This window comes from Stenotrophomonas sp. A3_2, from assembly GCF_036624925.1.
GTDB classification, from domain to species: domain Bacteria; phylum Pseudomonadota; class Gammaproteobacteria; order Xanthomonadales; family Xanthomonadaceae; genus Stenotrophomonas; species Stenotrophomonas hibiscicola.
This window is the reverse complement of sequence record NZ_JAZKVY010000261.1, coordinates 32,300-56,551: the sequence shown is the minus strand read 5'-3', so window position 1 is coordinate 56,551 and position 24,252 is coordinate 32,300. Positions and strand designations below refer to the sequence as shown.

Below are 24,252 nucleotides of genomic sequence, written 5' to 3'. Positions count from 1 at the left end.
TACTGGGCGCCCCCCAATGCGTTTCCGGGCCGCCCTATGCGGCCCGCCGTCGTCCTGATGTCCAGCCCCGCTTCCCGTATCGCCACCGCTTCCCCGCGCATCGCGCTGGGGGGTATCGGCCTGGCCGCGATCGGCGCCATCGCCGCCTCCGGCAAGGCCATCATCGTCAAGCTCGGCCTGCGCCACGGCGTCGATGCCACCACGTTGCTCGCCCTGCGCATGCTGATGGCGCTGCCGCTGTTCGTGCTGATGGCACTGTGGGCTGCGCGCCGGGCAGAGCCGCTGTCCTGGGCCGACCGCGCCCGCGTGCTGTGGCTGGGCTTCACCGGCTACTACCTGTCCAGCCTGCTCGATTTCCAGGGCCTGCAGTACATCAGCGTGACCCTGGAGCGGCTGATTCTTTACTTGAACCCGACCCTGGTGCTGCTGATCAACGTGCTGCTGGCACGGCAGCGCCCGGGCCGCTGGCAGATCGGTGCGCTGGTGCTGAGCTATCTGGGCGTGCTGCTCGCCTTCGGCCACGATCTTCAGCGCGAGGGCGGGCAGATCATCGTCGGCAGCCTGCTGGTACTGGGCAGTGCGCTCAGCTACGCGCTGTACCTGTTCGGCAGTGGCCAGGTGGTCGCGCGCATCGGTGCGGTGCGCCTCACCGCCTACGCCAGCTGCGTGGCCAGCGTGCTGGTGCTGCTGCATTTCGCGGTGACCCATCCGCTGCCGTTGCTGTGGCAGGCACCGGCGCCGGTACAGTGGCTGTCGCTGGTCAATGCCACTGTCTGTACGGTGCTGCCGGTGCTGGCGATCATGTTGGCGGTGCAGCGCGTGGGTTCGTCGCTTGCCGCGCAGGTCGGTATGCTGGGCCCTGTTTCCACCATCGTGATGAGCCTATGGCTGCTCGACGAACCGATGGGGCCGGCACAGATCGCCGGCACCGTGCTGGTGCTGATCGGTGTACTACTGGTGACCCGCCTGCGGCGCTGACGCCGGAGCAGGCGCGGGCGCGCATCCTGGCGGTGATCCGCGCGATCCCGGCGGGGCAGGTGATGGGCTATGGCCAGGTGGCGATGCGTGCCGGCCTGCCGGGGCGTGCGCGCTTGACCGCGCGCATCCTCGGCCAGAACGACGATCCCGACCTGCCCTGGCATCGCGTGCTGCGTTCGGACGGGCGCATTGCCATGGAAGAAGGGTCGGCTGGTTGGCGCGAGCAGTCACAACGGCTGCGTGCCGAAGGTGTGGTGGTGGAGAACGGCCGGGTGCGGATGCCTGCCACCGATCCGGCCGCGGCGCTGGATGCCGCCGTGTGGGGCCCGGGCTGAGCACCGCTGGCGACTGAACAGGCTGCGCCTGCCGGTCGCCAACAACACACGGTGCTGCGGCTATGATGGAGGCCGTTCCATGCCGGTGCTCCCATGTTCCCGCGACTGCCAACCGTCACCAAGGCCCTGCTGATCGCCAACGCGATCCTGTTCCTGCTGCAGCAGCCGTTCCTGCTCGGCATGCAGACCTTCGAGCCGTTCATGCTGCAACCGCTGCAGCAGGGCTTCGATGCGTTCTCGCCGGGCGGCAACTTCCAGCCGTGGCAGCTGCTGACCTATGGCTTCCTGCATGGCAGCTTCGGCCACCTGTTCTTCAACATGCTGGCGGTCTTCATGTTCGGTGCGCCGCTGGAGCAGACCTGGGGCGAGAAGCGATTCCTGCTGTACTACCTGGTCTGCGTGGCCGGTGCCGGTGTCTGCCAGCTGCTGGTGGGAACGCTGCTGGAGAATCCGGCCACGGTGCTGGGCGCCTCCGGCGGCGTGTTCGGCCTGCTGCTGGCCTACGGCATGCTGTTCCCGAACCAGCGGGTGATGCTGCTGTTCCCGCCGATCCCGATGAAGGCACGGACCTTCGTGATCCTGTTCGGTGTGGGCGAACTGGTGCTGGGCATGACCGGCTGGCAGCCAGGCGTGGCCCACTTCGCGCACCTGGGCGGCATGCTGTTTGGCTGGTTGCTGATCCGTTACTGGCGCGGGCAATCGCCGTTCAACAAGCGCCGCCCGCCCGGCCCCCCGAAGCGCCCGAACCATCTGCGCAGCGTCAAATGAGCCGCAGGCTCATTTGACGCGGGTAGGTGCCAACCTTGGTTGGCACGCTTTGGACGAAGCCCCCAATGCTGGGGCGCCGTTCCCTGTCGTTGCTCGATGGCACTGAAAGGTCCTGCTCAGGCAACCAGGCCGTTGATTTTGAATCTCTGATCTGAGAATGATGTTTCTTACATCATGTAGAGATTCGGCATGGGCTACCTGCTGACGACTGTCGGAAATTCGTACGGACTATTGAACTACGATCATGATGGGTCGGAGGACTATCTCCTGTTCAGGGCAGGCATCCGACTTGAAGGGCTGAAGCCCGTGCTTCTCTATCAAGTTAAGAGTCGGGCGGCTCTGAAGCGCTTAAGGAAGCACCACATTGTCTCAAGCACTGGGCCTGACCTAGTCAGCAGAGAGCTTAAGACAGCCTTGGAAGCCTTGGCGCCTTCTGATGTCGAGTTTTTCGACGCCACAGTCGTCTGCGGTGGCGATGTAGTAGATGGCTACAGCGCGATCAATATCCCGAATCTCGTCAATTGCTGCGACATGGCGGCAAGCGAGTACGAGCTTACGAACTTTGACCCTGTGAACCCGACCTACATGTTCTTGTACACAGTGATCAAGGAAGAGTCGCCCGACGATTTCGATGTTGTCGGGTGTCGCGAACGCCCAAATTCCATCATCGTAAGTAGCCGCACGAAAGACCTGTTGATGAAGAGTGGTTTGTCGGGATTGGCTTTTTACAAAGCGCTGGATCTAACGCCGCAAGACAGAACTGTTTGCGAGCGTTGCTAGACAATTCTGTCCTTCGAACGGTTTATTCAAATGTGGGGTGAAGGCTTCATCCACGCATGGCGTGGATCTACTGGTCCTGGAGCACTACCTGCGCCGCATTGTGCCCGGGCGCACCGGTCACCCCGCCACCCGGATGCGTACCCGCACCGCAGAGGTACAGGCCGGGCAGGGCGCCGCGATAGCCGGCCTGGCCGACCATCGGCCGTGCCGAAAACAGCTGGTTGGCACTGAGCGCGCCGTGGAAGATGTCGCCGCCGATCAGCCCGAACGTCCGCTCCAGATCCAACGGTGAAAGCGCCTGCCGACCGAGCACGCTGTCGGCGAAGCCGGGGGCGTAGTGATCGACGGTGGTGATCATCAGGTCAGCCACCGCATCCCGATGATCATCCCAATGGCGGCACTCAGGCAGAACCGGTGCCACGTGCTGGCAGAACAGGCTGGCGACATGCTGTCCGGGTGGTGCCAGCGAATCGTCCAGCGTGCTGGGAATCAGCATTTCCACGATCGGCTCGCGTGACCAGCCATCGCGGCGCGCATCCAGCCAGGCGCGGTCCATGTAGTCCAGGCTGGGGGCCAGGATGATGCCCGCGCTCAGGTGCGGGCCGGGGCCGGGCAGGGCGCGGAAGTCCGGCAGCCGCGACAGCGCCACGTTCATCCGGAAGGTGCCCGAGCTACAGCGCCACTGCGCCATGCGCTCGCGTGTCGCAGCCGGTACCTGCGCCGGCTCCAGCAGCTGTTCGTACAGCAGCTTCGGATTGACGTTGGCGACCACCGCGCGTGCTCGCAGGGTTTCGCCGTTGGCCAGTTCCACCCCCACGGCGCGGCCCTGTTCGGTCACTACCCGTTGCACGCCGGCATCCACGCGCAGTTCCGCACCGGCCTCGCGTGCAGCGGCGGCGATGGCCTGGCTGATCGCGCCCATGCCACCGATCGCATGGCCCCACGCACCTTTCACGCCATTGCATTGGCCGAACACGTGATGCAGCAACACGTAGGCACTGCCCGGCGTGTACGGACTGGCGTAGTTGCCGACGATGCCATCGAAGCCGAACAGCGCCTTGATCGGCTCGCTCTCGAACCAGCGGTCCAGGTACTCCGCCGCCGACAGTGTGAACAGGTCCAGCAGCTCCTGTCGCAGTGGTGCATCCAACGCCGCCAGTTCGCGGCCGAGCTTTCCCATCTGCCACAGCGCGGATAGTGCGCGCCAACCACCCGCCACGCCCAGGTCCGGTGGTGTACGCAGGGCCCACGCACGCAGCACGTCGGCGAAAATCTCCAGTCGCGCTTCGTATTCGGGTAGCCGCTGTGCATCCCGCTCGGAGAACTTCGCGACCTCGACCTGGGTGCGGCCCGGTGCGGACAGCAGGTAGCGGCCGTCCGGCAATGGCAGGAAGTTGTTGGCCGGGCGATTGATGATGCGCAGCCCATGCGCATGCAGCTGCAGGTCGTCGATCACCTTCGGCTGCAGCAATGACACCGTGTAGGACGCCACCGAGTTGCGGAACCCGGGGTGGAATTCCTCGGTGACCGCCGCGCCGCCGAGAACGCCACGACGTTCCAGCACCAGCACCTTCTTGCCAGCGCGTGCGAGATAGGCCGCGCAGACCAGGCCGTTGTGGCCGCCACCGATGATGATCGCATCCCAGGACATCAGCACCTCGGAAAAAGGGGACGGAGGGAATTAAGTCGCAATTCGCATTGGGTCACAGACAATGGGGAAAAACGACTTAATCCCCTCCGTCCCCTTTTTTGATTGCTGCTTCGATGCTGGCGATGTCGATCTTCTTCATTGGCATCATTGCGTTGAAGGCCCGCTTGGCCAGCGCCTTGTCCTTGCTGGTCACCGCTTCGATCAGCATGCGCGGGCTGATCTGCCAGGAAATGCCCCAGCGGTCCTTGCACCAGCCGCACTGGCTCTCCTGGCCACCGTTGCTGACGATGGCGTCCCACAAGCGGTCAGTCTCGGCCTGGTCCTCGGTCTGGATCTGGAAGGAGAAGGCTTCGCTGTGCTTGAACGCGGTGCCGCCGTTGAGGCCGACGCAGGGGATGCCGCAGACCGTGAATTCGACCGTCAGTACGTTGCCTTCCTTGCCGTCCGGGTAGTCGCCCGGGGCGTGGTGGACAGCGCTCACCGCGCTGTCGGGAAAGGTGTTGGCATAGAAGGTGGCGGCCTCGAGCGCGCCGTTGTCGTACCAGATACAGATCGTGTTCTTGTGTGCCATGGTCGGGCTCCGCAGCGGACGAAGGCGCAGCGATAGCACGGGCGGTGTTAACCCGGGATCGTGCTGCATCCGCAAAAAAAAGGGCGCCCGAAGGCGCCCTCTGCATCCCCAGCGTGACGGCTGGCTCAGCGCCAGACCTTGATCTGCTCGGATTCGCTGCGCTGCATCGGCTGGCCGGCCTTGCAGCTGAAGGTGGCACCGAACGCCGGCAGGTTGGCCAGCGTGCCATTGCTGCGCCACAGGCCCGGCGCGCGGATGTCGGCGGTCAGGCGGCGCGCGGCCTCGTTCGGCGACAGCTGCTGCGCCCACAACGTCGACCAGGCGCGGAAGAAGCCCTGCTGCTGTGCCGGCTTGGCCTTCGGCTCCTGCGCGGTGTATGCGGCCCAGGCCAGTTCCAGGCCGGCGATGTCGGCCAGGTTCTCTTCCTGGGTGAGCGTGCCGTTGACCTTGGCACCCTTCACGCCCGGGAAGTCGTAGGCGCCGTACTGGGCAGCCACGCGGTTGCCCAGCAGGGTCCAGGCAGTCTTGTCGGCAGGGGTCCACCAGCTGCGCAGTTCGCCCTTGGCATCGACCAGTGCGCCCTTGGCATCGATCGCACGGGTCAGCTCGTGGCCGACCAGACCACCGAAGCTGCCGAACTTGTCGGCGGCGTCGGCCTTGGCGTTGAACACCGGGCCCTGCAGGATCGCGGCGGTGACGATCAGGCGGTTCTGCGCCAGGTCATAGGCCAGCGACGGCTGCTGCGGCAGCACGTCCCAGCGACGGTCGGCGTTGCCCTTGCCGATGCGCTTCATTTCCTCGCGATGGCGCCAGGTCGACGCGATCAGCATATTGCCACCGAACGAGCCGCGGCCCATCGGCTGCACGCTGTAGTCCAGGTCGCGCAGTGGAGTGCCGATCTCGATCTTCAGCGCAGCCAGCTTGGCCTGCGCTTCGGTCTTGGCTTCGGCACTCATCCAGCTGCTGTTCTTTACCGCCTCGATCTGTACTTCGCGCACCTTGTCGACGATCCATGCGGCCTGGCGACGATCTTCGGCCGACAGGTAGCGGGCGGCGTACTCGCGGCCGACCATCGGGCCGGCGGCCACATTGATTGCATCCAGCACGGATTCCCAGCGCTGCGGCGGCAGGGTCTGGCCACGCAGCACACGGCCACGGAATTCGAACTCGGCGTCGCGGTAGGCCTTGGACAGGTACGGCGCCATCGAGTCGCCCACGCGCCAGCGCAGGTACGCCTTCCACTGCTCCGGCTTGAGCTTGGTGACCATGCCATCGAGCTGCTTGAACAGGCCCGGGTCGGCCAGCGAGACCAGGTCATCGTCCACGCCCTGTGCCTTCAGGAAGGCATCCAGCTGCAGGTTGCGGTAGCGGCTGTTGAGCTCCTTGGTGGAGATGGGCGCGTAGTTGTTGAACGGGTTGTTGATGCCGGCCAGCGACTGCGCATTGCGTGCCAGTTCGGTTTCCAGCGCGATCACCGCCTGCGACTCGGCATCCAGCTTGGCGGCCGGGGTACCGGTCAGCGCCAGGATCTGCTTGACGTAGTTGCGGTAGCGGCCCATCAGCGCCACGGTGTCGGCGTCGGTGCGGGTATAGAACGCCGGATCCGGCAGGCCCATGCCGCCCTGCATGAAGTAGCCGATGTGACGATCCAGCGCCTTCAGGTCGACGTCCGGGCCGAAGTTGAAGGCCACCGGGATGCCGACCTGGTGCAGCGCGGCGATCGAGGCCGGCACATCCTTGGCCTTCTTGATGGCGTTGATGCGGGTCAGCAGCGGCGCAATCGGATTGGAGCCGTCTGCTTCCACGGCGGCTTCGTCCAGGCCACTGGCCCAGAAGTCGCCCAGCAGCTTCTGCACATTGCCCTGCGGCGACTTCATCGCGGCGTCGAGCAGTTCACGCTGCTGCTGGCGGCTGCGGTCAACCAGCTGTCCCAGCGCGGTGACGGCGCCGGTCTGCGGCACCGGGTTGGCCTTCAGCCAGCCTGCATTGGTGGCGTCGTAGAAGTCGCTGCACTGGGCGCTGACGGCCGGAGCGCGTGCGGCCTTCTTCTTGGCGGCGAACGCATCGTGAGTCGGGACCAGGGTCGCCAGGCTGATGCCCAGGGCGATGGCAAGCGGACGGAAGTTGGGCATGTGGAACGAATCCGTGATGGATTGAGGGCGCGCGCACTATAGCAAGCCAGGCATGGGCGCGGGATGCACGCGTCGCGGTGCATTCGCCGACCAAGGTCGGCAGCTACCGGGGAGCGCCGGGATCAGTAGATCCACGCCATGCGTGGATGAAAGACACCCCGGAAAAACAAAGGCCCGGGAATTCCCGGGCCTTTGCAGGTCTGCAACAGCGTCAGCCAGGACTTACCAGATCACCACCTGCTGCTCGCCGGTGCGGGCCATCGGCGAACCGGCCTTGCACTGGAACGCGGCCGCGAAGGTCGGCAGGTTCGACGGTGCACCCATGGCGCGGAACTGTGCCGGGGCGTGCGGGTCGGTCGCCAGGCGGACCTTGGCGTTCTCCGGGGTGTACTTGGTGCGCCACACGGTGGCCCAGTTGAAGAAGAAGCGCTGGTCGCGGGTGAAGCCGTCCACCTTCGGGTCTTCCTTGCCGGCGCTGGCCTTCTGCAGGGCATCGTAGGCGGTAGCCAGGCCGCCCAGGTCGGCGATGTTCTCACCCAGGGTCAGGTGGCCGTTCACCGCCTGGCCGTCGACCTTGTACTGGTCGAACTGCTTGACCAGCTTGCCGGTCAGGCCTTCGAAGTTCTTCTTGTCAGCGGCGGTCCACCAGTCTTCCATGTTGCCGGTCGGCCCGAAGCGCGCGCCCTGGTCGTCGTAACCATGGGTCATTTCGTGGCCGATCACCGCGCCGATGCCGCCGTAGTTCAATGCGTCGTCGGCCTTCGGGTCGAAGAACGGCGGCTGCAGGATGGCGGCCGGGAACACGATCTCGTTCTGCAGCGGGTTGTAGTAGGCATTGACCGTCTGCGGGGTCATGCCCCACTCGGTCTTGTCCACCGGCTTGCCGATCTTGGACAGGTTGAACTTGTAGTTGAACTCGTTGGCCGCGCGCACGTTGCCCAGGAAGCTGTCGCGCTGGGTCTGCAGGCCCGACCAGTCACGCCACTTGTCCGGGTAGCCGATCTTCGGGGTGAAGGTTTCCCACTTGGCGATGGCCTTGGCCTTGGTCTCCTCGCTCATCCAGCTCAAGCCCTGGATGCGCTCCTTCAGCGCGGCGGCCAGATTCTTCACCAGTTCTTCCATCTTCGCCTTGGCTTCCGGCGAGAAGGCAACCTTCACGTACAGCTGGCCGAAGGCTTCACCCGCATCGTTTTCGATGGTGCCCAGCACGCGCTTCCAGCGCGGCTTCTGTTCCTTCTGGCCGTTTAGGGTCTTGCCGTAGAACTCGTAGTTTTCCTGCACGAAGGCATCGGCCAGGTACGGCGAGGCGCTGTCCACGGTGTGGAAGCGCAGGTAGGCGCGCCACACCGACGGGTCGGTATCGCCCAGCGCCTTGCTCACTTCCTCATGGAAGGCCGGCATGGCCAGCGAGAACTTCTCCGGCGCGGCCACGCCTTGCGACTTGAAGAACTCGGTCCAGCTGAAGTTCGGGGTCAGCTTGTCGGCATCGGCCAGGGTGACCGGGTTGTAGTACAGCTCGACGTTGCGCGACAGCTCCACGCGCGACTTGGAGGCCTTGGCCAGGCGGGTCTCGAACTTGACCACGTCCTCGGCCTGCTTGGCGGCGTCGGCAGCGGCGACACCGGACAGCTCCAGCACCTTGGCGACGTGCGCCTGGTAGGCCTTCAGCTTGTCGGCATTCTTGGCGTCGGTGTAATAGGTGCTGTCCGGCAGGCCCAGGCCGCCCTGGCTGGCGTAGGCCATGTTCACGGCCGAGTTCTTGAAGTCGGCTTCGGCACCGAAGCCGAACAGGACGTTGTCGCCCCTGGCCGCGCTGGTGCGCAGGTAATCGGCGATGGCCGCCTTGTCCTGCAGGCCGTCGATGGCGGCCAGGTCGGCCTTCAGCGGCTCGATGCCCTGGGCATTGATCTTGGCCTCGTCCATGCCGGTGGCCCACAGGTCGCCGACGATTTTCTCGATGTGGTTCGGATTCTTGACCTGCGCCACCTGTTCGGCCAGCTGGTGCTGCACGGCCACCGAGCGCTCGTCGAGGATGGTGAACGCACCCCAGCTGGTGCGGTCGCCCGGAATTTCATTGGCGGCCAGCCACTTGCTGTTCACATAGTCGCCGAAGGCGCCGCAGGCGTCCTTGGTGGTATCCAGATCGCTGGGCTGGAAAGCGTTGTAGGCCGGCAGCTTGCTTTCGTCCAGCGTGTAGTTGGTGGCTTCGGCCGCGGCCGGCGTGGAGGCGGTGGCGTCCTTGGCCGGGGTTTCAGTCTTGCCGCAGCCGACCAGCGCGGCCGAAACGGCCAGGGTCAGCAGCACGATCTTGGGAGTACGGGTCACTTTGATGGCCTCCAGGCCGAGTGAGTCAGGGAAAGGCCGTGGGACGGCCGTGGGCCGAACGATACGCCGCCGGCCAGACCTGCAAGGGTGTCGAAGGTCATGGCCGGGTGCAAGGGGGCCGCTTGGTGGCCCGGAAAAGACAGACCCGGCAAAAGCCGGGTCTGTCGGGTGTTGCGGTCAGCGGTGGATCAGAACTTGTACTTCAGGCGCACGAACGGGGTGCGACCGTAGTAGTCGTACTGGGTGGCGAACGGGTGGGTGTTGCCGTAGCGCGAAGAGTAGACGCTGCTGGAGATCAGCGGCGGCTTGGCATCGAACACGTTGGAGACGCCCACCAGAATCTGCCAATCGGCCTGCTCGTAGCTCACCGAGGCGGTGTGATACCAGCGGCTGCCAGCGGTGATGTCGCGGTAGGAATTCGGACGGCCCTGATAGGTGAACGTCTCCAGCAGGTCCGGGTCCTTGGTCGACGCGATGTACTGGGTCATCCAGTTGTAGGTCCAGTCGCCACGCTCCAGGCTCAGGCCCAGGTTGCCGACCAGGTCCGGGCGACCGAAATCACCCAGCTGGTCCGACGAGGACAGGCCGCTGGCCGCTGCGCTGTCGAACAGCTCGGCGGTGTCTTCAACCGTGTAGGTGACCTGCGAGTCCAGCGAGAACTTGCCGAAGCTGAACTCGTGTTCCCAGTTCAGGGTCAGATCCCAGCCGCGGGTGCGCTGGCGGTTGATGTTCAGGTACTGCGCATACACCTCGGTGATCATGTTCGCGTTGGTACCCGAATTCGGATTACGACGCATCAGGTCGCAGTAGCGGTTCGGATAGGTGGTCGACTCGTAGCAGCCTTCCAGGATGGACGCTGCACTCAGCGCGGTGATCTGGTCGCTGACTTCGTAGTCGAAGTAGTCGATCGCAACGCTCAGGTCAGCAAATTCCGGGGTGAACACCAGGCCGATGCTGCGTGCACGCGAGGTCTCCGGCTTCAGGTCGCCGCCAGCGCCGCCACGAGTGAAGACGGTGGCGCTGCTGTTGCCTGCGGCGGTGTAGTCGCCCGGGATACCGGCAGCGGCGCAGTTGGCAGCAGCGTTGCTGTTGTTGCCTTCAGCCCAGCGGATGCAGGGATCGATCGCGGTCTGCGCCTGGAAGCCGGTCTGATTGCCAAGGTACAGCTCATACAGGCCCGGTGCACGGTAGGAGGTACCGATGGTGCCGCGCAGGCGCAGCGACGGGATGATCTGCCAGTTGACACCGAACTTCCACACCTTGTCCGAACCGGACACCGTGTCGTACTTGAAGACGCGGGCCGAGCCGTTCAGCGACAGCGACTCGATGCCCGGAACTCCCTTGAAGACCGGCACATCCAGTTCGACGAACGCTTCCTTCACCTTCTCGTCGCCCTTGGTGCGACCGGCGGTGGTCGAACCCCAGATGTCGGCAAAATCGGCACCCGGCTGGTCGTCGATCTTGTAGTTGCGGTACTCCACACCGACTGCGGAAGCCACGGCACCGGCCGGAAGATCGAACAGCTCACCGCTGAACACGGCGTTGACCGTGGTCTGATCGTAGGTGGTCTTGCCCTTGGCCCAGACGCCGAGGATCGAGACCAGCTCGTCGACCTTCGAGCCATTCAGATAGCCCGGGTCGAAGTAGTTCGCAGCTGCAGTGCCGGTACCCGGACGGCCGATGTCGCCGCTGATCGAGTTGCGGATGCCAAGGTTGCTGTACTTGCCACTGGAGTGGCTGTAGTTGGCATTGACTTCCCAGCCCCAGGTGCTGCTGCCGAAGCCGCCATCGAACTTGTTGGCGAAGTAGTAGTAATCAACTTCGGTCTCGGAAGCAGACTTGAACGGCAGCACCGGCTGAGCGCGGGTGGTGGTGCCGGGGATCAGCACTGTCGGGAAGAACTGGCGCCACGAGAAGTTGTCCGTGGTGCGGTTGTTGTAGAGGAACTGGGTCTTCCAGTTGAACGAATCAAAGCCGAAGTCAGTGGCAAAGTAGACCGTCTTGCGCTCTTGGCGGTTGATGATCTGGGCTTGGCCGTAAGCCTGGAAGTTGTACGGCTCCTGATACGTCGCCACGGGGTTGCCGTTGGCATAGGTCTGGTTGGCGCGCGGACGATAGCCCGGGAACGGGCCAACCGTGCTGCCATCGGTGCTCGGCACGTAACGGACGGAACCGACGTCGATGACGTTGTGCAGCATGTTCTGGCAGTTGGCCAGGTTGGTGCCGGCCAGGATGGAGCGGTCGACGCGGTCGATGCGGTTGCCCTTGTCGTCCCAGACGATATCTTCGGCGCACTTGAAGAAATCGCGGTCACCGCGGGTCAGTTCGTTCTGGCGGTACCATTCCACGGCGGCGACGATGCTGCCATTGTCGAAGTTCCAGCCGTTGGCCAGCGACGCCGAGAATACTTCACCGCCGCCTTCGGTCGGAACGCGACCGCTGACGGTCAGCTCGGGACGGTCGAAGTTCTTCTTGGTGATCAGATTGACCACGCCGGCGACGGCATCGGAGCCATAGATGGAGGACGAACCATCCTTCACGATCTCGGCACGCTGCAGGACGGCGGTGGGCAGCACGTTCAGGTCGAACGCGCCGACCGCGCCGCGGGTACCGGCCGGGCCCGGACGCTGGCCATCAAGCAGGATAAGCGTGCGATTGGCACCCAGGCCGCGTAGCGAGAACGTCTGTACGCCGGTACCACCATTGGTGGTGAAGCCGCCGAACTGATTGGTGATCTGCGTTTCGGCGGCGCCGATCGCCGACTTCTGCAGGAATTCACTGACGCTGGTCTGGCCCTGGGCGGCATTGCGCTCGGTGTCGATGGTGAACACCGGCGAGGTGGTTTCATAGTCCGCGCGACGGATCAGGGAGCCGGTGACCGTAACCTTGTCAAGATCAGTGGCCTTCTTGTCAGACGTCGAAGCACTTGACGCCGCTGCTTCCTCGCGGGTGGATTCCTGGGCCAGCACCGGGGCTGCCTGCAGGCAGGCAATCACTGCCAGGGCGAGCGGCAGGCGGCTGGGCGTAATAAGGCGGTTGGTCTTGCGCATTGTGTCGGATCCCCACTTGTTATGCTTCGGTTAACGGAGTGTATGTACGGCGTAAAGTAAATGCAACATGAACATTCCCCGTATGTAACGCGCTTTTGCTAATGGCGTATTCATGTACCGGTGGGGACCTGCAGAGCTCCCCAGCTGCGTGGACGACGGCAGGGTGCCTCCCTGGGCGGCCTACAGGCCGCCTGGGCCGCAGTCCTTGGCCAGGAAGTCGGCCATCAGCGGCAGCGTGGCCCGGTAGTGGCTCGGGTACCACGGCATGCTGTGCGGCATGTCGGCGATCAACTCGAACTTCGCCGGAACCTTGCCTTGGACTGCGTTGTAGAACGATCGGGCGTGGAACGCCGGAGTACGTACGTCACGATCTCCGACGTAAAGCAGTACCGGGATGGTCGCCTTGGCCGTGTTCTGTATCGGGTCCATTCCCTTGACGGTCTGCCCCTGCAGGATGCGCTGCAGGCGGTTCTCGCTCCATGACATGCCGACTCTGCCGAGATCGGTGACGGGCGCTCCGGCAATGGCACACTGGAAAGGCGAGGGGCTGCGGACCGTGGCAGCAGCGGCTGCGAAGCCGCCATAGGAGTACCCGAAGATGGCCAGGCGGTCCTTTGCGGCGATGCCCTGCTGCACCAGCCACGCAGCCGCATCGTCATTGTCGTCCTGCATGGTCAGCCCCCACTGCCTGTCACCCGCGAGCCAGTGGTCGCGTCCAAAGCCGGTTGAGCCTCGATACTGGGGGCGGATGACAGCGTAGCCACGCGAGGTGAAGTAAGGCACCCAGCCAGATGCATCCCAGCCGGCATAGTCACGAGCCCATGGGCCACCGTGCGGGTGCACGAGCGCTGGAAGTGGTTCTCCCCCTTCCTTCCAGCCCGCGGGCAGATCAAGGATGGCGGGAATCTTTCGTCCGTCGCGGGCGGTATAGGTGACCCAGCGTTGCTGGCCGATCTGCCTGCCATCGATCCAGGGTCGCTCACTGCCCAGGGTGGTCACCTGTTTGCGGTCGCTGAGTATGTGATAGGTCGTCGGCGTGTCGGCACTGTTGGTGGTAAAGAGCACGCGGGAGAGATCGTCGTTGTAGCCGGTGATGGCGACGTACTTCCCCGGATAGGCCTGTTTGAGGCCGTCGAAGAGGGCCTTCATCTGCGGGTCGACATAGATCGCTTCGCGCCGCGGCCCATCCACATAGAAGCCCAGAACCTGATTGAAGTTGCTGGGTTTGCTGCCGAGGATGAGGCCGCTGATCGGATACTGCGGGTGGGCGGCCAGCGGCTCCTTGTCGAAGGTCCGGGTTGCTGGGTCGTACAGGCGGGCCTGCACCTGCTCGGAAAATCTGTCGGTGAGGATGTAGAGCTTGCCGGTCTGGTCATCGATGCCGGCCACGTCCATCGTGTAGCGTTCGCTGAGCTTGGTTGTCAGCGCATCGTGCTTCTCGAACTTTCCGCTTGCCTTGTCCTTGATCAGGATCTGCTGTTCGTACTCGCTCGACCCGGCCGGTTCGATCTGGGTCCTTGTCAGGAGTTCGCCGCTGCGGGGATGGAACAACCCGGGCGTCGAGCGCGCGTCGCCACGGAAGAGCAGCTCGGTCTGTCCGGTCTTGAGATTGAACAGGTAGTAGCCTGCCGAGAACGTTGACTGATTGATCTGTGAAATGATGACCTTGTCAGGGTCCATTGGGAGCGAGTGAACCAGTGATGCAGTTCCCGCCAGTTCCAGGCAGCGTTGTGTCTGTTCGCTGATGCCAAGCTTGCGTGAATTATCGGCGAATGCTTCGTCGAACTTGGTCTGGGAAGTGTCGGTCAGGTAAGCCTTCGATAGGAAAGTCTTGGTGTTTCCCACCGAGTTGCCTTCTCCACAACCGGCCAGCTGCGCGGTAAGTTCCTGGCGGCCGATGACAAGGCTGCGGCCGGCCTTCAATGCGCTGGCGGCGATGAACTTCATGCGGTCGCCGGAGGGCGTGATGGCCACCGGGCCTGCGCCGAGATTGTCCAGGTTCCAGTTGGCGAGCGCGGTGTCACCGTTGTTGCTTCCCGGGGCAGCGATGATCGCAACCAGCTGTTTGCCATCGGGGCTCATGGTGACCGATTGGATGGCGGGAATCTTGGCGAAGTCGTCGACCGGCAGCGGTGTAGCCAGCGCCTGGCCCACGGCCAGGCCCAGCAGCGCAGCAGCAGCGCCCACATGGGCGAAGAGGCGTGTGGCTTTCATGTACAGGGCATCCTTGGCAGTTTGACTGGAAGATGACCTGAAGATGAACGAGGGCGCCCGGTTCGTCAACTTGGCGTGAAATCTACAACTCTGGCCGGCCCTGGTTGCGTTCCAAAGCAGAAGGCCCCGCTGGAGCGGGGCCTTCTGCAGCACAAGTGGCGTCAGCGGATCAGCGGCCACCGAACTCGTACTTGGCCTGCACGTAGATGGCTCGCCCGTAGGCGTTGTACAGGTAATTGTTGTACGGCTGGCCACTGGTGCCGGCGAAGCTGAAGCGCTGGTTGTCCGGCATCCTGTTGAAGACGTTGTTGACCATCAGCGACAGGGTCAGGTTGTCCAGCGCGCGATAGTTCACGCTCAGGTTGTAGGTGGTGTAGGAGCCCCACTTGCCCGCCTTGTAGCCGGAGCTGTGCACATAGTCGTAGCCATTGCCCAGGTATGCCATGTAGTTCGGCGTCTTGCCGATGTAGTTGGCATACAGGGTAGTGGTCCACTTGTCCTTGGCCCAGCCGATCGAGCCGTCCGCGCGCACCTTTGCGTAAGAGTCGTACACCCACATCGCGTAGGGGTCACGCAGCAGGTCCAGGAACTCATCGCCCGGCTGCGGCTGCAGCTCGCGCTTGAGCATGTCGGTGTAGTTGCCCGAGAACTGCAACGAACCGAAGCGACCCATGTCGTGCACGTACTTGAAGCTGGCGGTCAAAGCTTCCAGGTTCTGGCGCGCAACATTCATCTTCGGGGTGTAGATCTCGTCCAGCACGCCGGATGCATCACGGGTGATCCAGTCGTTGACGTTCTGGCAGCTTGCAGAGGTGTTGTTGGCCTGGTCGTTACGGCAGTAGTACTCGGCCAGCAGCAACTGGTCCGAACTGAGGGTGTCGACCTCGTTCTTGATTTTCCAGTTGTAGTAGTCAACCGACAGCGAGAGGTTATTGATCGGAGCCCACACCACGCCCGCGTTCCACACGTCGGCGGTGATAGGCTCCAGGTCCGGGTTGCCCGAACGCGTACCGAACACCGATACGCTGTCATACGGGCAGCCAGCGGTGTTGCTCGGGGCATACCCCAACTGGCCGCAACGGTAGTAGTCGGTGGAGCCGTTGGCATAGTAGCCACTGCGGCCCTGGAAGGCATCGGACAGGGTCGGCGCGCGGAAGGCCGTCCCGTACTTGCCACGGAACAGCAGGCTCTCGATCGGGCGGAACTCGATGCCGATGCTGTAGGTGGACTTGTCGACGGTGTTGCTGCCGATCTTGAAGGCGTCGTAGCGGCCGGATCCGGTCACGGTCAGCATGTCATGCAGCGGCAGGCGCAGTTCGCCTGTCACGGCGTAATTGCTGCGGTGGCCGGCGCCGGAGACCGCCGTGGTGCCCCAGACGCTGCCATCCATCAGGCCCGGATCGGGAGTGTAGTCCCAACCTTCGCTGCCACCCTCAACCACCACCGCCAGGCCGGCGTCGCCACCGGGCAGCTTGAACAGCGACCCGTTGGTGACCTGGGCCCGGGCCAGGTTCTGCCAGGTACGGCTCTGGCTGTAGCTGTAGCCGGTGAACGTCTGGAAATCACCTGCCGGCAGTGGCGCATAGAACGCTTCCCAGTTCGGGCTGTAGATGTTGTAGCCAGTGCTGGTGGTACCCAGCACCGGGCCCAGCACACGCTGCTCGAAGTAGTCGTTGATCGGATCGTTCCAGCGCACGAAGTTGCGCTCGGTCAGCTTGTACTCGCCACGGGTGAAGCTGACGCTGTAGTCCCAGTTGCCGGCCGTGCCGCGGCCGCCCAGTGTCACCTGGTAGGCCTTGTTGCGGTCGGTGTTCATGATGTCGCGGTAGCCGGCGCCGCCGATGTCTTCCGGGGCGAACACGCGCTGCAGGTTCATGTACTGGCCGCTGGCCTGGTCGTAGAAGCGACCCCAGCCGGACGAGGTGCCCCACCAGGTGTAGTTGGAGCCGGTCGCATACTTGACCTCTTCCAGGCTGTACAGCGCATCGCCAAACAGCTGCAGGTTGTCATTGAGGTCAAAGGTGGCAGAGCTGTAGATCTGTGCGCTTTCCTTGCCGTTCTTGATGGTCTTGTAGCCGGTGCCGTACACCGAGCCGCATGCCTGGCCGGTCGGGCGGGTGCCCAGTACGGTGGTACCGTCGAACTGGCCCGCCACGTTGGCGCAGAGGTTCGGGTCCATCATGGCGTAGCGGTTGTTGGCGGCCGGCAGCAGCACCAGGAAATCGTTGGAAACGTACTGCGGGCTGTAGCCGTCTGGATTGTTGACCTTGGTCAGGTCGCGCTGGTAACCCCAGATCGGGCTGGTCTTTTCGTACTGCACGTTGACCAGCGCGTGGAAGCGGTCATCGACGCCATTGAACCCGTGTGCGCCGCTCAGGCGGAAACTGTTGCCACCGCCTTCGCTGTAGGCGCCGCCACGGACGTTGAGAACGCCGCCGTCCATGCGTTCCTTGAGGATGATGTTGACCACGCCGGCAATCGCATCCGAGCCATACAGGGAGGACTGGCCACCCGGCAGGATCTCGATGCGCTCCACGATGTCGATGGGAATGCCGCTGATGTTGTTGAACGTATCGCCGCCGTTGTACAGCGCTGGATACGAAAGCATCGGGCGGCCATTGATGAGGTACTTGGTGTAGCCCGGGCTGAGGCCGAACATGCCGGCCGCTTCGGCGCCCTGGGTGAACGAGGCCGAGGTCTGGCCGCCCTGGAGGCCGCCCGTGGACAGTGAGGACTGCTGCAGTACGTCGGCCACACTGGTGAAGCCGCGGGTCTGGATGTCCTCGGCGGTGACGGTCAGGACCGGCGTGTGGTTCTCGATTTCGGTCTGTGGAATCAGCGAGCCGGTGACGGTGACGCGGTCAAGCTGGGTCGGTGCGTTGCCGCTTTGCGCCAGCGCGGTACCGGAGGCGAGCAGGGTGCCAAGCAGGGCGAGGGTCAGTGGGTGGCGCAGCGGCGTGGAGCGATGGCAAGACATGATGGATCCCCGTATAAGCGTTGTCGGCTGGCTGACGTCCTCCCTGACAGCTTTCATGATTTGTTCAGTTGCAATCCATTCAGCTGGACCGTAACACGGCGTTCACGTAGACAAAATAGTCCAGTCACAACAACAGGCTGGCTTTCTCTGAAAAAGTTCTTTTAAATCAAAAGCTAAGGCTGCTTGTTTGGGAATGTTTCAAAATGTTGCGCTGCGGAACGGTGTTGTTCACTTTTACATTCAATATATAAATCAATAGCTTACGTAACGGCCGGCATGCTAATGAAATATTAACAAATGGTGTGGATGTGGATTCGTGCAACATTTGTTAAAAAAAGGCCCCGCCGAAGCGGGGCCGTTGGTCCAACAGACGTGTGCTGCTTACTTCCCGCCGAACTCGTACCTGGCCTGCACGTAGACGGCGCGGCCGTAAGGGTTGTAGATGCTGCTGTTATAGGGAGCGCCGACGTTGCCGGCGTAACTGTGTGCCTGACCGTCGGGCATCTTGTTGAACACGTTGTTGACCATCATCGACAGCGTCAGGTTGTCCATCGCCTGATAGTTCACGCTCAGGTTGTAGGTGGTGTATGAGCCCCACTTGCCGGCCTGGTAGCCGGACGGATGCACGTAGTCGTAGCCCTTGCCCAGGTACGCCATGCGGTTTGGCGTCTTGCCGATGTAGTTGAAGTACAACGTGGTAGTCCACTTGTCCTTCGCCCAGCCCACCGCACCGTCGGCACGCACCTTGGCGTACTGGTCATAGTTCCACATCGCGTACGGGTCGCGCAGCAGGTCCAGATACTCATCGCCCGGTTGCGGCTGCAGCTCGCGCTTGATCATGTTGGTGTAGTTGCTGGAGAACTGCAGCGCGCCGAAGCGGCCGATGTCCTGCACGTACTTGAAGCTGGCCGTTACCGCCTGCAGGTTCTGGCTGGCGATGTTCATCTTGGGCGTGTAGATCTGTTCCAGCTTGCCGGCGCCATCGCGAGTGATCCAGTCGTTTACGTTCTGGCAACTGGCCGAGGTGTTGTTGGTCTGGCCATTACGGCAGTAGTACTCGGCCAGCAGCAACTGGTCGGAGCTGAGCGTATTGACCTCGTTCTTGATCTTCCAGTTGTAGTAGTCCACCGACACCGACAGGTTGTTGATCGGCGCCCACACGATGCCGGCATTCCAGACGTCGGCGGTGATCGCTTCCAGCTCCGGGTTGCCTGACTGCTCGCCGAACACCGATTCATTGGCATAGGGACAACCCACCGTGTCGCTGGGGTTGAAGCCGAGCTGTCCACAGCGGAAGTAGTCGATCGAACCATTGGCGTAGTACCCACTGCGCCCCTGGAACGCGTCGGACAGGCTGGGCGCGCGGAAGGCGGTGCCGTACTTGCCACGGAACAGCAGGCTTTCGATCGGGCGGAACTCGATACCGATGCTGTAGGTCGATTTGTCGACGGTCTTTTCGGCGATCCTGAACGCGTCGTAACGTCCGGAGGCGGTCACGGTCAGCGACTCCAGCAGCGGCATGCGCAGCTCGCTGGTCACCGCGTAGTTGCTGCGATGGCCGGCACCGGCCACCGAGGTTGTGCCCCACACGCTACCGTCCAGCAGGCGCTGGTCAGGGGTGTACGACCAGCCTTCGCTGCCGGCTTCGGCCACCACGGCCAGTCCGGCATCACCACCAGGCAGCTTGAACAGCGAACCGTTGGTGATCTGCGCGCGGCCCAGGTTCTGCCAGGTGCGGCTCTTGTTGTAGGTGAAGCCGGTGAAGGTCTGGAAATCACCGGCCGGCAGCGGCGAATAGAACGCGCTCCAATTGGGGCTGTAGATGTTGTAGCCGTCGTCGGTGATGCCCAGTACCGGGCCCAGCACGCGGTCTTCGAAGTAGCTGTCGATCTCGTTCGCCCAGCGCGCAAAGCTGCGCTCGGTCAGCTTGTACTCACCTCGGCTGAAGCTGGCGCTGTAATCCCAGTTGCCGAAGTTGCCACGCCCTCCCAACGTGACCTGGTAGGCCTTGTTGCGATCAGTGCTCATGGTGTCACGGTAGCCGGCGGGACCGATGTCCTCCGGCGCGAACGCGCGCTGCAGGTTCATGTATTCGCCGCTGGCCTGGTCGACGAACGCACCGAAGCCGACATCACTGCCCCAGAACGCGTAGCCCGAACCGGCGTTGTACTGGACCTCCTCCAGGCTGTACAGCGCATCGGCGAACAGCTGGAAGTTGTCGTTGACATCAAAGGACATCGACGAATAGATCTGGCTGCTTTCCTTGCCGTTCTTCAGCGTCTTGTAGCCAGCGCTGAAGGGCGAGCCGCAAGATTCACCGACCGCGCGCGTGCCCAGTACGGTGGTGCCGCCGAACTGGCTGGCCACGTTGGCACAGCGGCTTGGATCCATCATCACGTAGGCGTTCTGCTGGTCCGGCAGGTAGACCAGGAAGTCGTTGGTCGGAACCTGTGGCGTGTAGCCACGGGTGTTGTTCTGCTTGGTCAGGTCGCGCTGGTAACCCCAGATCGGACTGCTCTTCTCGTACTGCACGTTGACCAGCGCATGGAAACGGTCATCGAAGGCGTTGAAGCCATGCGCGCCACTGACTCGGAAATCGTTGCCGCCACCCTCGGTGTAGGCGCCGCCACGCACGTTCAGTACGCCGCCGTCCATGTGGTCCTTGAGGATGATGTTGACCACGCCGGCGATCGCGTCCGAGCCGTACAGCGACGATTGGCCGCCCGGCAGAATCTCGATGCGCTCGACGATGTCGATCGGGATGCCGCTGAGATTGTTGAAGGTGTCGCTGCCGTTGTAGAGAGCGGGGTAGGACAGCATCGGCCGCCCGTTGATCAGGTACTTGGTGTAGCTCGGGCTGAGGCCGAACATGCCTGAGGCTTCGGCGCCCTGGGTGAACGAAGCTGAGGTCTGGCCGCCCTGCAGCCCGCCAGTGGTCAGCGAATTCTGCTGCAGTACTTCGGCCACGCTGGTGAAGCCGCGGGTCTGGATGTCCTCGGCGGTAACAGTCAGGACCGGCGTGTGGTTCTCGATCTGTGTCTGCGGGATCAGTGAGCCGGTGACGGTTACGCGTCCGAGATCGGTGGGCGTGTTTTCCTGGGCGAGCGCGATCGCGCTGCTGCCGGCCAGGATCAGGCCGCTGAGGACGGCGCGGGTGAGCGGGTGACGCGGGAAGCCATTACGAGACATGCGGTACTCCGTGTGGTCGTGAGAAACGCGTTTTCCCTTTCCTGGGAACTCATGGATGGTTCAGCAGCCTTCAAAACCAGAATGGCGGCGTTTTTCGAACGTAACACACGCTTAACCTGATTTGCGCGACTTTGTAATGTGTTGAGCTGGGGCTGGCCTTGAATAATATTTTCCTTTTAAAAAACAATGGGTTGCATTAATCAGTGGACTTTGCCGAATCTGGCTGAATGAATGATGAGTAAATAAATGCTGGCTGGCGGCGGAAGTCGCTGTTCCGCGCTGAATATCGATCCAAAAAAAAGGCCCCGCCGAAGCGGGGCCTGGTCCGGAATCAAACCCGGAAAACGACGGGATTACTTGCCGAAGTCGTACTTGGCCTGCACGTACACGGTGCGACCGTAGACGTTGTACAGGTAGTTGTTGAACGGCGTGCCGGAGGTGCCCTGGTAGCTGTGGGCCTGCTGTTCGGGCATCTTGTTGAACACGTTGTTGACCATCAGCGACAGGGTCAGGTCATCCTGCGCACGGTAGTTCACGCTCAGGTTGTAGGTAGTGTACGAACCCCACTTGCCTGCCTTGTAGCCCGATGCGGCGTGGGTGTACTCGTAGCCGTTCAGGCCTGCCAGGTAGTTCGGGGTGTGGCCGATGTAGTTCGCGTACAGCGTGGTGGTCCACTTGTCCAGCGACCAGGCCACCGACGCGTCGGAACGGACCTTGGCGTAGCTGTCGTAGTTCCACATCGACTTCGGGTTGCCCAGCAGGTCCTGGAAGTCCTCACCCGGCTGCGCCTGCACTTCACGCTTCAGCATGTTGGTGTAGTTGCCCGAGAACTGCAGCGAACCGAAGCGGCCGATGTCCTGCAGGTACTTGAAGCCGACGGTCACGGCCTGCAGGTTCTGGCGGGCCACGTTCATCTTCGGGGTGTACAGCGAGCTCAGGTTGCCGGCCGAATCGCGCACGACCCAGTCGGCCACGTTCTGGCAGGTGGCCGAGGAGCCATTCGGCAGGCCGTTGCGGCAGTAGTACTCGGCCAGCAGCAGCTGGTCGGTGCTGGCCGTATCGACTTCGTTCTCGATCTTCCAGTTGTAGTAGTCGGCCGAGATCGACAGGTTTGCCATCGGTGCCCAGACGATACCCGCGTTCCAGACGTCGGCGGTGATCGGCTCCAGGTCCGGGTTGCCGGCACGCTCGGAATAGACCGAGACGCTGTCGGCGTAGCGGCAGGCGTCGGTGTTGCCCGGGGTGTAGCCCAGCTCGCCGCAACGGTAGTAGTCGGTCGAGTTGGCAGCATAGTAGCCGCTGCGACCCTGGAAGGCGTCGGGCAGGGTCGGCGCGCGGAAGGCGGTGCCGTACTTGCCGCGGAACAGCAGGCTTTCGATCGGACGGAACTCCACGCCTACGCTGTAGGTGGCCTTGTCGACGGTGTTGTCGGCGATCTTGAAGGCGTCATAGCGACCGGAAGCGGTCACCGTCAGCGACTCCAGCAGCGGCATGCGCAGTTCGCTGGTCACCGCATAGTTGCTGCGATGGCCGTTGCCGGCAACAGCCGACGAGCCCCACACGTCGCCGTCCAGCAGGCGCTGGTCGGGGCTGTAGTCCCAGCCTTCGCTGCCGCCTTCGACGACCACGGCCAGGCCCGCGTCGCCACCCGGCAGCGAGAACAGCGAACCGTTGGTGACCTGCGCGCGAGCCAGGTTCTGCCAGGTGCGGCTGTGGTTGGTGGTGTAACCAGTGAAGCCAGCGAAATCTTCCGGCGAGATCGGCGAGTAGAACGCGCCCCAGTTGGTGTTGTAGATGCCGAAGCCATCCTTGGTGCCCAGCTGCGGGCCGAGCACCTTGTCGGCGAAGTAGCTGTTGATGGCATTGCCGAAGCGCTGGAACTTGCTTTCATCCAGGCGATATTCGCCGCGGGTGAAGCTCAGGCTGTAGTCCCAGTTGCCCACTGCGCCCTTGCCGCCCAGGGTGACCTGGTAGGCACGGCTCTTGTCGTTGTTCAGGATGCTCTTGTAGCCTTCGCCGCCGATGTCTTCCGGAGCAAAGGCGCGCTGCAGGTTGACCAGCTTGCCTGACGCCTGGTCGTAGAAGCCGCCCATGGTGCTCTTGGTGCCCCACCACAGGTAGTTCGAGCCCGAGGTGTACTCGGTCTTTTCCTTGCTGTACAGCACGTCGGCGAACAGCTGGAAGTTGTCGTTCACGTCGAAGGTCATCGACGAATAGAACTGGCCGCTGTCCTTGCCGTTCTTCAGGGTCTTGTAACCGGCGCCGAACACCGAGCCGCAGGACTGGCCGGTCGGGCGGTTGGCCAGCACGGTGGTGCCGCCAAACTGGCCGGCGACATTGGCGCAGTTGCCCGGGTCCATCATGTACAGCGCATTGGTCTTGGCGTCGATGACGGCGAAGTCGTTCGACGGCAGCTGTGCGGTATAGCCGTGGGTGTTGTTCTGCTTGGTCAGGTCACGCTGGTAGCCCCAGATCGGGTTGCTGCTTTCGATCTGCACGTTGACCAGCGCATTGAAGCGGTCGTCCAGCGCCGAGAAGCCGTGCGCGCCACTGACGCGGAAGCTGCTGCCACCGCCTTCGGTGGAGGTGCCGCCACGCACGGACAGGCTGCCGCCTTCCATGTGGTCCTTCAGGATGATGTTGACCACGCCGGCGATCGCGTCCGAACCGTACAGGGAGGACTGGCCGCCCGGCAGGACTTCGATGCGCTCGACGATGTCGATCGGAATGCCGCTGATGTTGTTGAACGCGTCGCCGCCGTTGTACAGCGCCGGGTAGGACATCATCGGGCGGCCGTTGATCAGGTACTTGGTGTACCCCGGATTCAGGCCGAACATGCCAGCGGCTTCAGCGCCCTGGGTGAACGAGGCGGAGGTCTGGCCACCCTGGATGCCGCCGGTGGTCAGCGAAGACTGCTGCAGCACTTCGGCGACGCTGTTGAAGCCGCGCGACTGGATGGCTTCAGCGCTGATGGTCATGACCGGGGTCTGGGTTTCAACCTGGGTCTGCGGGATCAGCGAACCGGTGACGGTGATCTTGTCCAGGTTGGTGGCCTTGTCCTGGGCCATTGCCGGCGAGGCGGCGACCAGGGCGGAAATCAAGGCGACGGCGAGGGTGTTGCGACGTGCGGAATTGCGAAGGTCTTTCATGTAGTTCCGTTCAAAGAGCAAATACAAATACGGCACTGCGCATGCGCCATCGTGCGTGCAATGAAACAGCGACGCAGCCCAAAACCAGTGCTTAGCGAACGTAACATGAACTTAACAACCTGTGCACGAATCT

The 24,252-nt window shown here is 63.1% G+C and carries 13 protein-coding genes; 4 read left to right on the top strand and 9 right to left on the bottom strand.

Annotated elements, in window-relative coordinates:
• Nucleotides 1-57 precede the first annotated feature (57 nt).
• From R5H29_RS12260 to R5H29_RS12245, 4 genes are all read left to right on the top strand, one after another.
• Entirely contained in the window at nt 58-978 is a 921-nt protein-coding gene (locus tag R5H29_RS12260; RefSeq protein ID WP_029550870.1) for a DMT family transporter, read from the top strand.
• Complete coding sequence (locus R5H29_RS12255; RefSeq protein WP_224329410.1) at nt 975-1,313, top strand: MGMT family protein; 339 nt, start codon at nt 975-977, stop codon at nt 1,311-1,313. The genes R5H29_RS12260 and R5H29_RS12255 overlap by 4 nt, the downstream gene beginning before the upstream one ends.
• A 93-nt stretch (nt 1,314-1,406) precedes the next feature.
• Nucleotides 1,407-2,081, top strand: a complete 675-nt coding sequence (locus tag R5H29_RS12250) for a rhomboid family intramembrane serine protease (RefSeq protein ID WP_032128229.1) — start codon at nt 1,407-1,409, stop codon at nt 2,079-2,081.
• Between the two features lie 189 nt (nt 2,082-2,270).
• Entirely contained in the window at nt 2,271-2,861 is a 591-nt protein-coding gene (locus tag R5H29_RS12245; protein ID WP_329842536.1) for an imm11 family protein, read from the top strand.
• A 67-nt stretch (nt 2,862-2,928) separates the two neighbouring features.
• Here R5H29_RS12245 and R5H29_RS12240 read toward each other — a convergent pair whose 3' ends face one another.
• The 9 genes from R5H29_RS12240 to R5H29_RS12200 form a co-directional block, all read right to left on the bottom strand.
• Nucleotides 2,929-4,512 (bottom strand): NAD(P)/FAD-dependent oxidoreductase, encoded by a 1,584-nt coding sequence (locus tag R5H29_RS12240; RefSeq protein ID WP_332329227.1) that lies wholly within the window; start codon nt 4,510-4,512, stop codon nt 2,929-2,931.
• Nucleotides 4,513-4,588: 76 nt separating this feature from the next.
• Nucleotides 4,589-5,083, bottom strand: a complete 495-nt coding sequence (locus tag R5H29_RS12235; protein WP_155029909.1) for a VOC family protein — start codon at nt 5,081-5,083, stop codon at nt 4,589-4,591.
• Between the two features lie 125 nt (nt 5,084-5,208).
• Nucleotides 5,209-7,215: a M13 family metallopeptidase gene (locus tag R5H29_RS12230; protein ID WP_329842538.1), complete on the bottom strand. Its 2,007-nt coding sequence runs from the start codon at nt 7,213-7,215 to the stop codon at nt 5,209-5,211.
• Nucleotides 7,216-7,437: 222 nt separating this feature from the next.
• Nucleotides 7,438-9,540: a M13 family metallopeptidase gene (locus R5H29_RS12225; RefSeq protein WP_019660623.1), complete on the bottom strand. Its 2,103-nt coding sequence runs from the start codon at nt 9,538-9,540 to the stop codon at nt 7,438-7,440.
• 188 nt (nt 9,541-9,728) lie between these two features.
• On the bottom strand, nt 9,729-12,590 hold the full coding sequence (locus tag R5H29_RS12220; protein WP_019660622.1) for a TonB-dependent receptor domain-containing protein: 2,862 nt from the start codon (nt 12,588-12,590) through the stop codon (nt 9,729-9,731).
• A 180-nt stretch (nt 12,591-12,770) separates the two neighbouring features.
• Nucleotides 12,771-14,804, bottom strand: coding sequence for a prolyl oligopeptidase family serine peptidase (locus R5H29_RS12215; protein ID WP_332329226.1), 2,034 nt, complete (start codon nt 14,802-14,804; stop codon nt 12,771-12,773).
• Nucleotides 14,805-14,973: 169 nt separating this feature from the next.
• Entirely contained in the window at nt 14,974-17,781 is a 2,808-nt protein-coding gene (locus R5H29_RS12210) for a TonB-dependent receptor domain-containing protein (RefSeq protein WP_058981090.1), read from the bottom strand.
• Between the two features lie 381 nt (nt 17,782-18,162).
• Entirely contained in the window at nt 18,163-20,970 is a 2,808-nt protein-coding gene (locus R5H29_RS12205; RefSeq protein ID WP_111102208.1) for a TonB-dependent receptor domain-containing protein, read from the bottom strand.
• 353 nt (nt 20,971-21,323) lie between these two features.
• Complete coding sequence (locus R5H29_RS12200) at nt 21,324-24,119, bottom strand: TonB-dependent receptor domain-containing protein (RefSeq protein ID WP_171952908.1); 2,796 nt, start codon at nt 24,117-24,119, stop codon at nt 21,324-21,326.
• Nucleotides 24,120-24,252 lie beyond the last annotated feature (133 nt).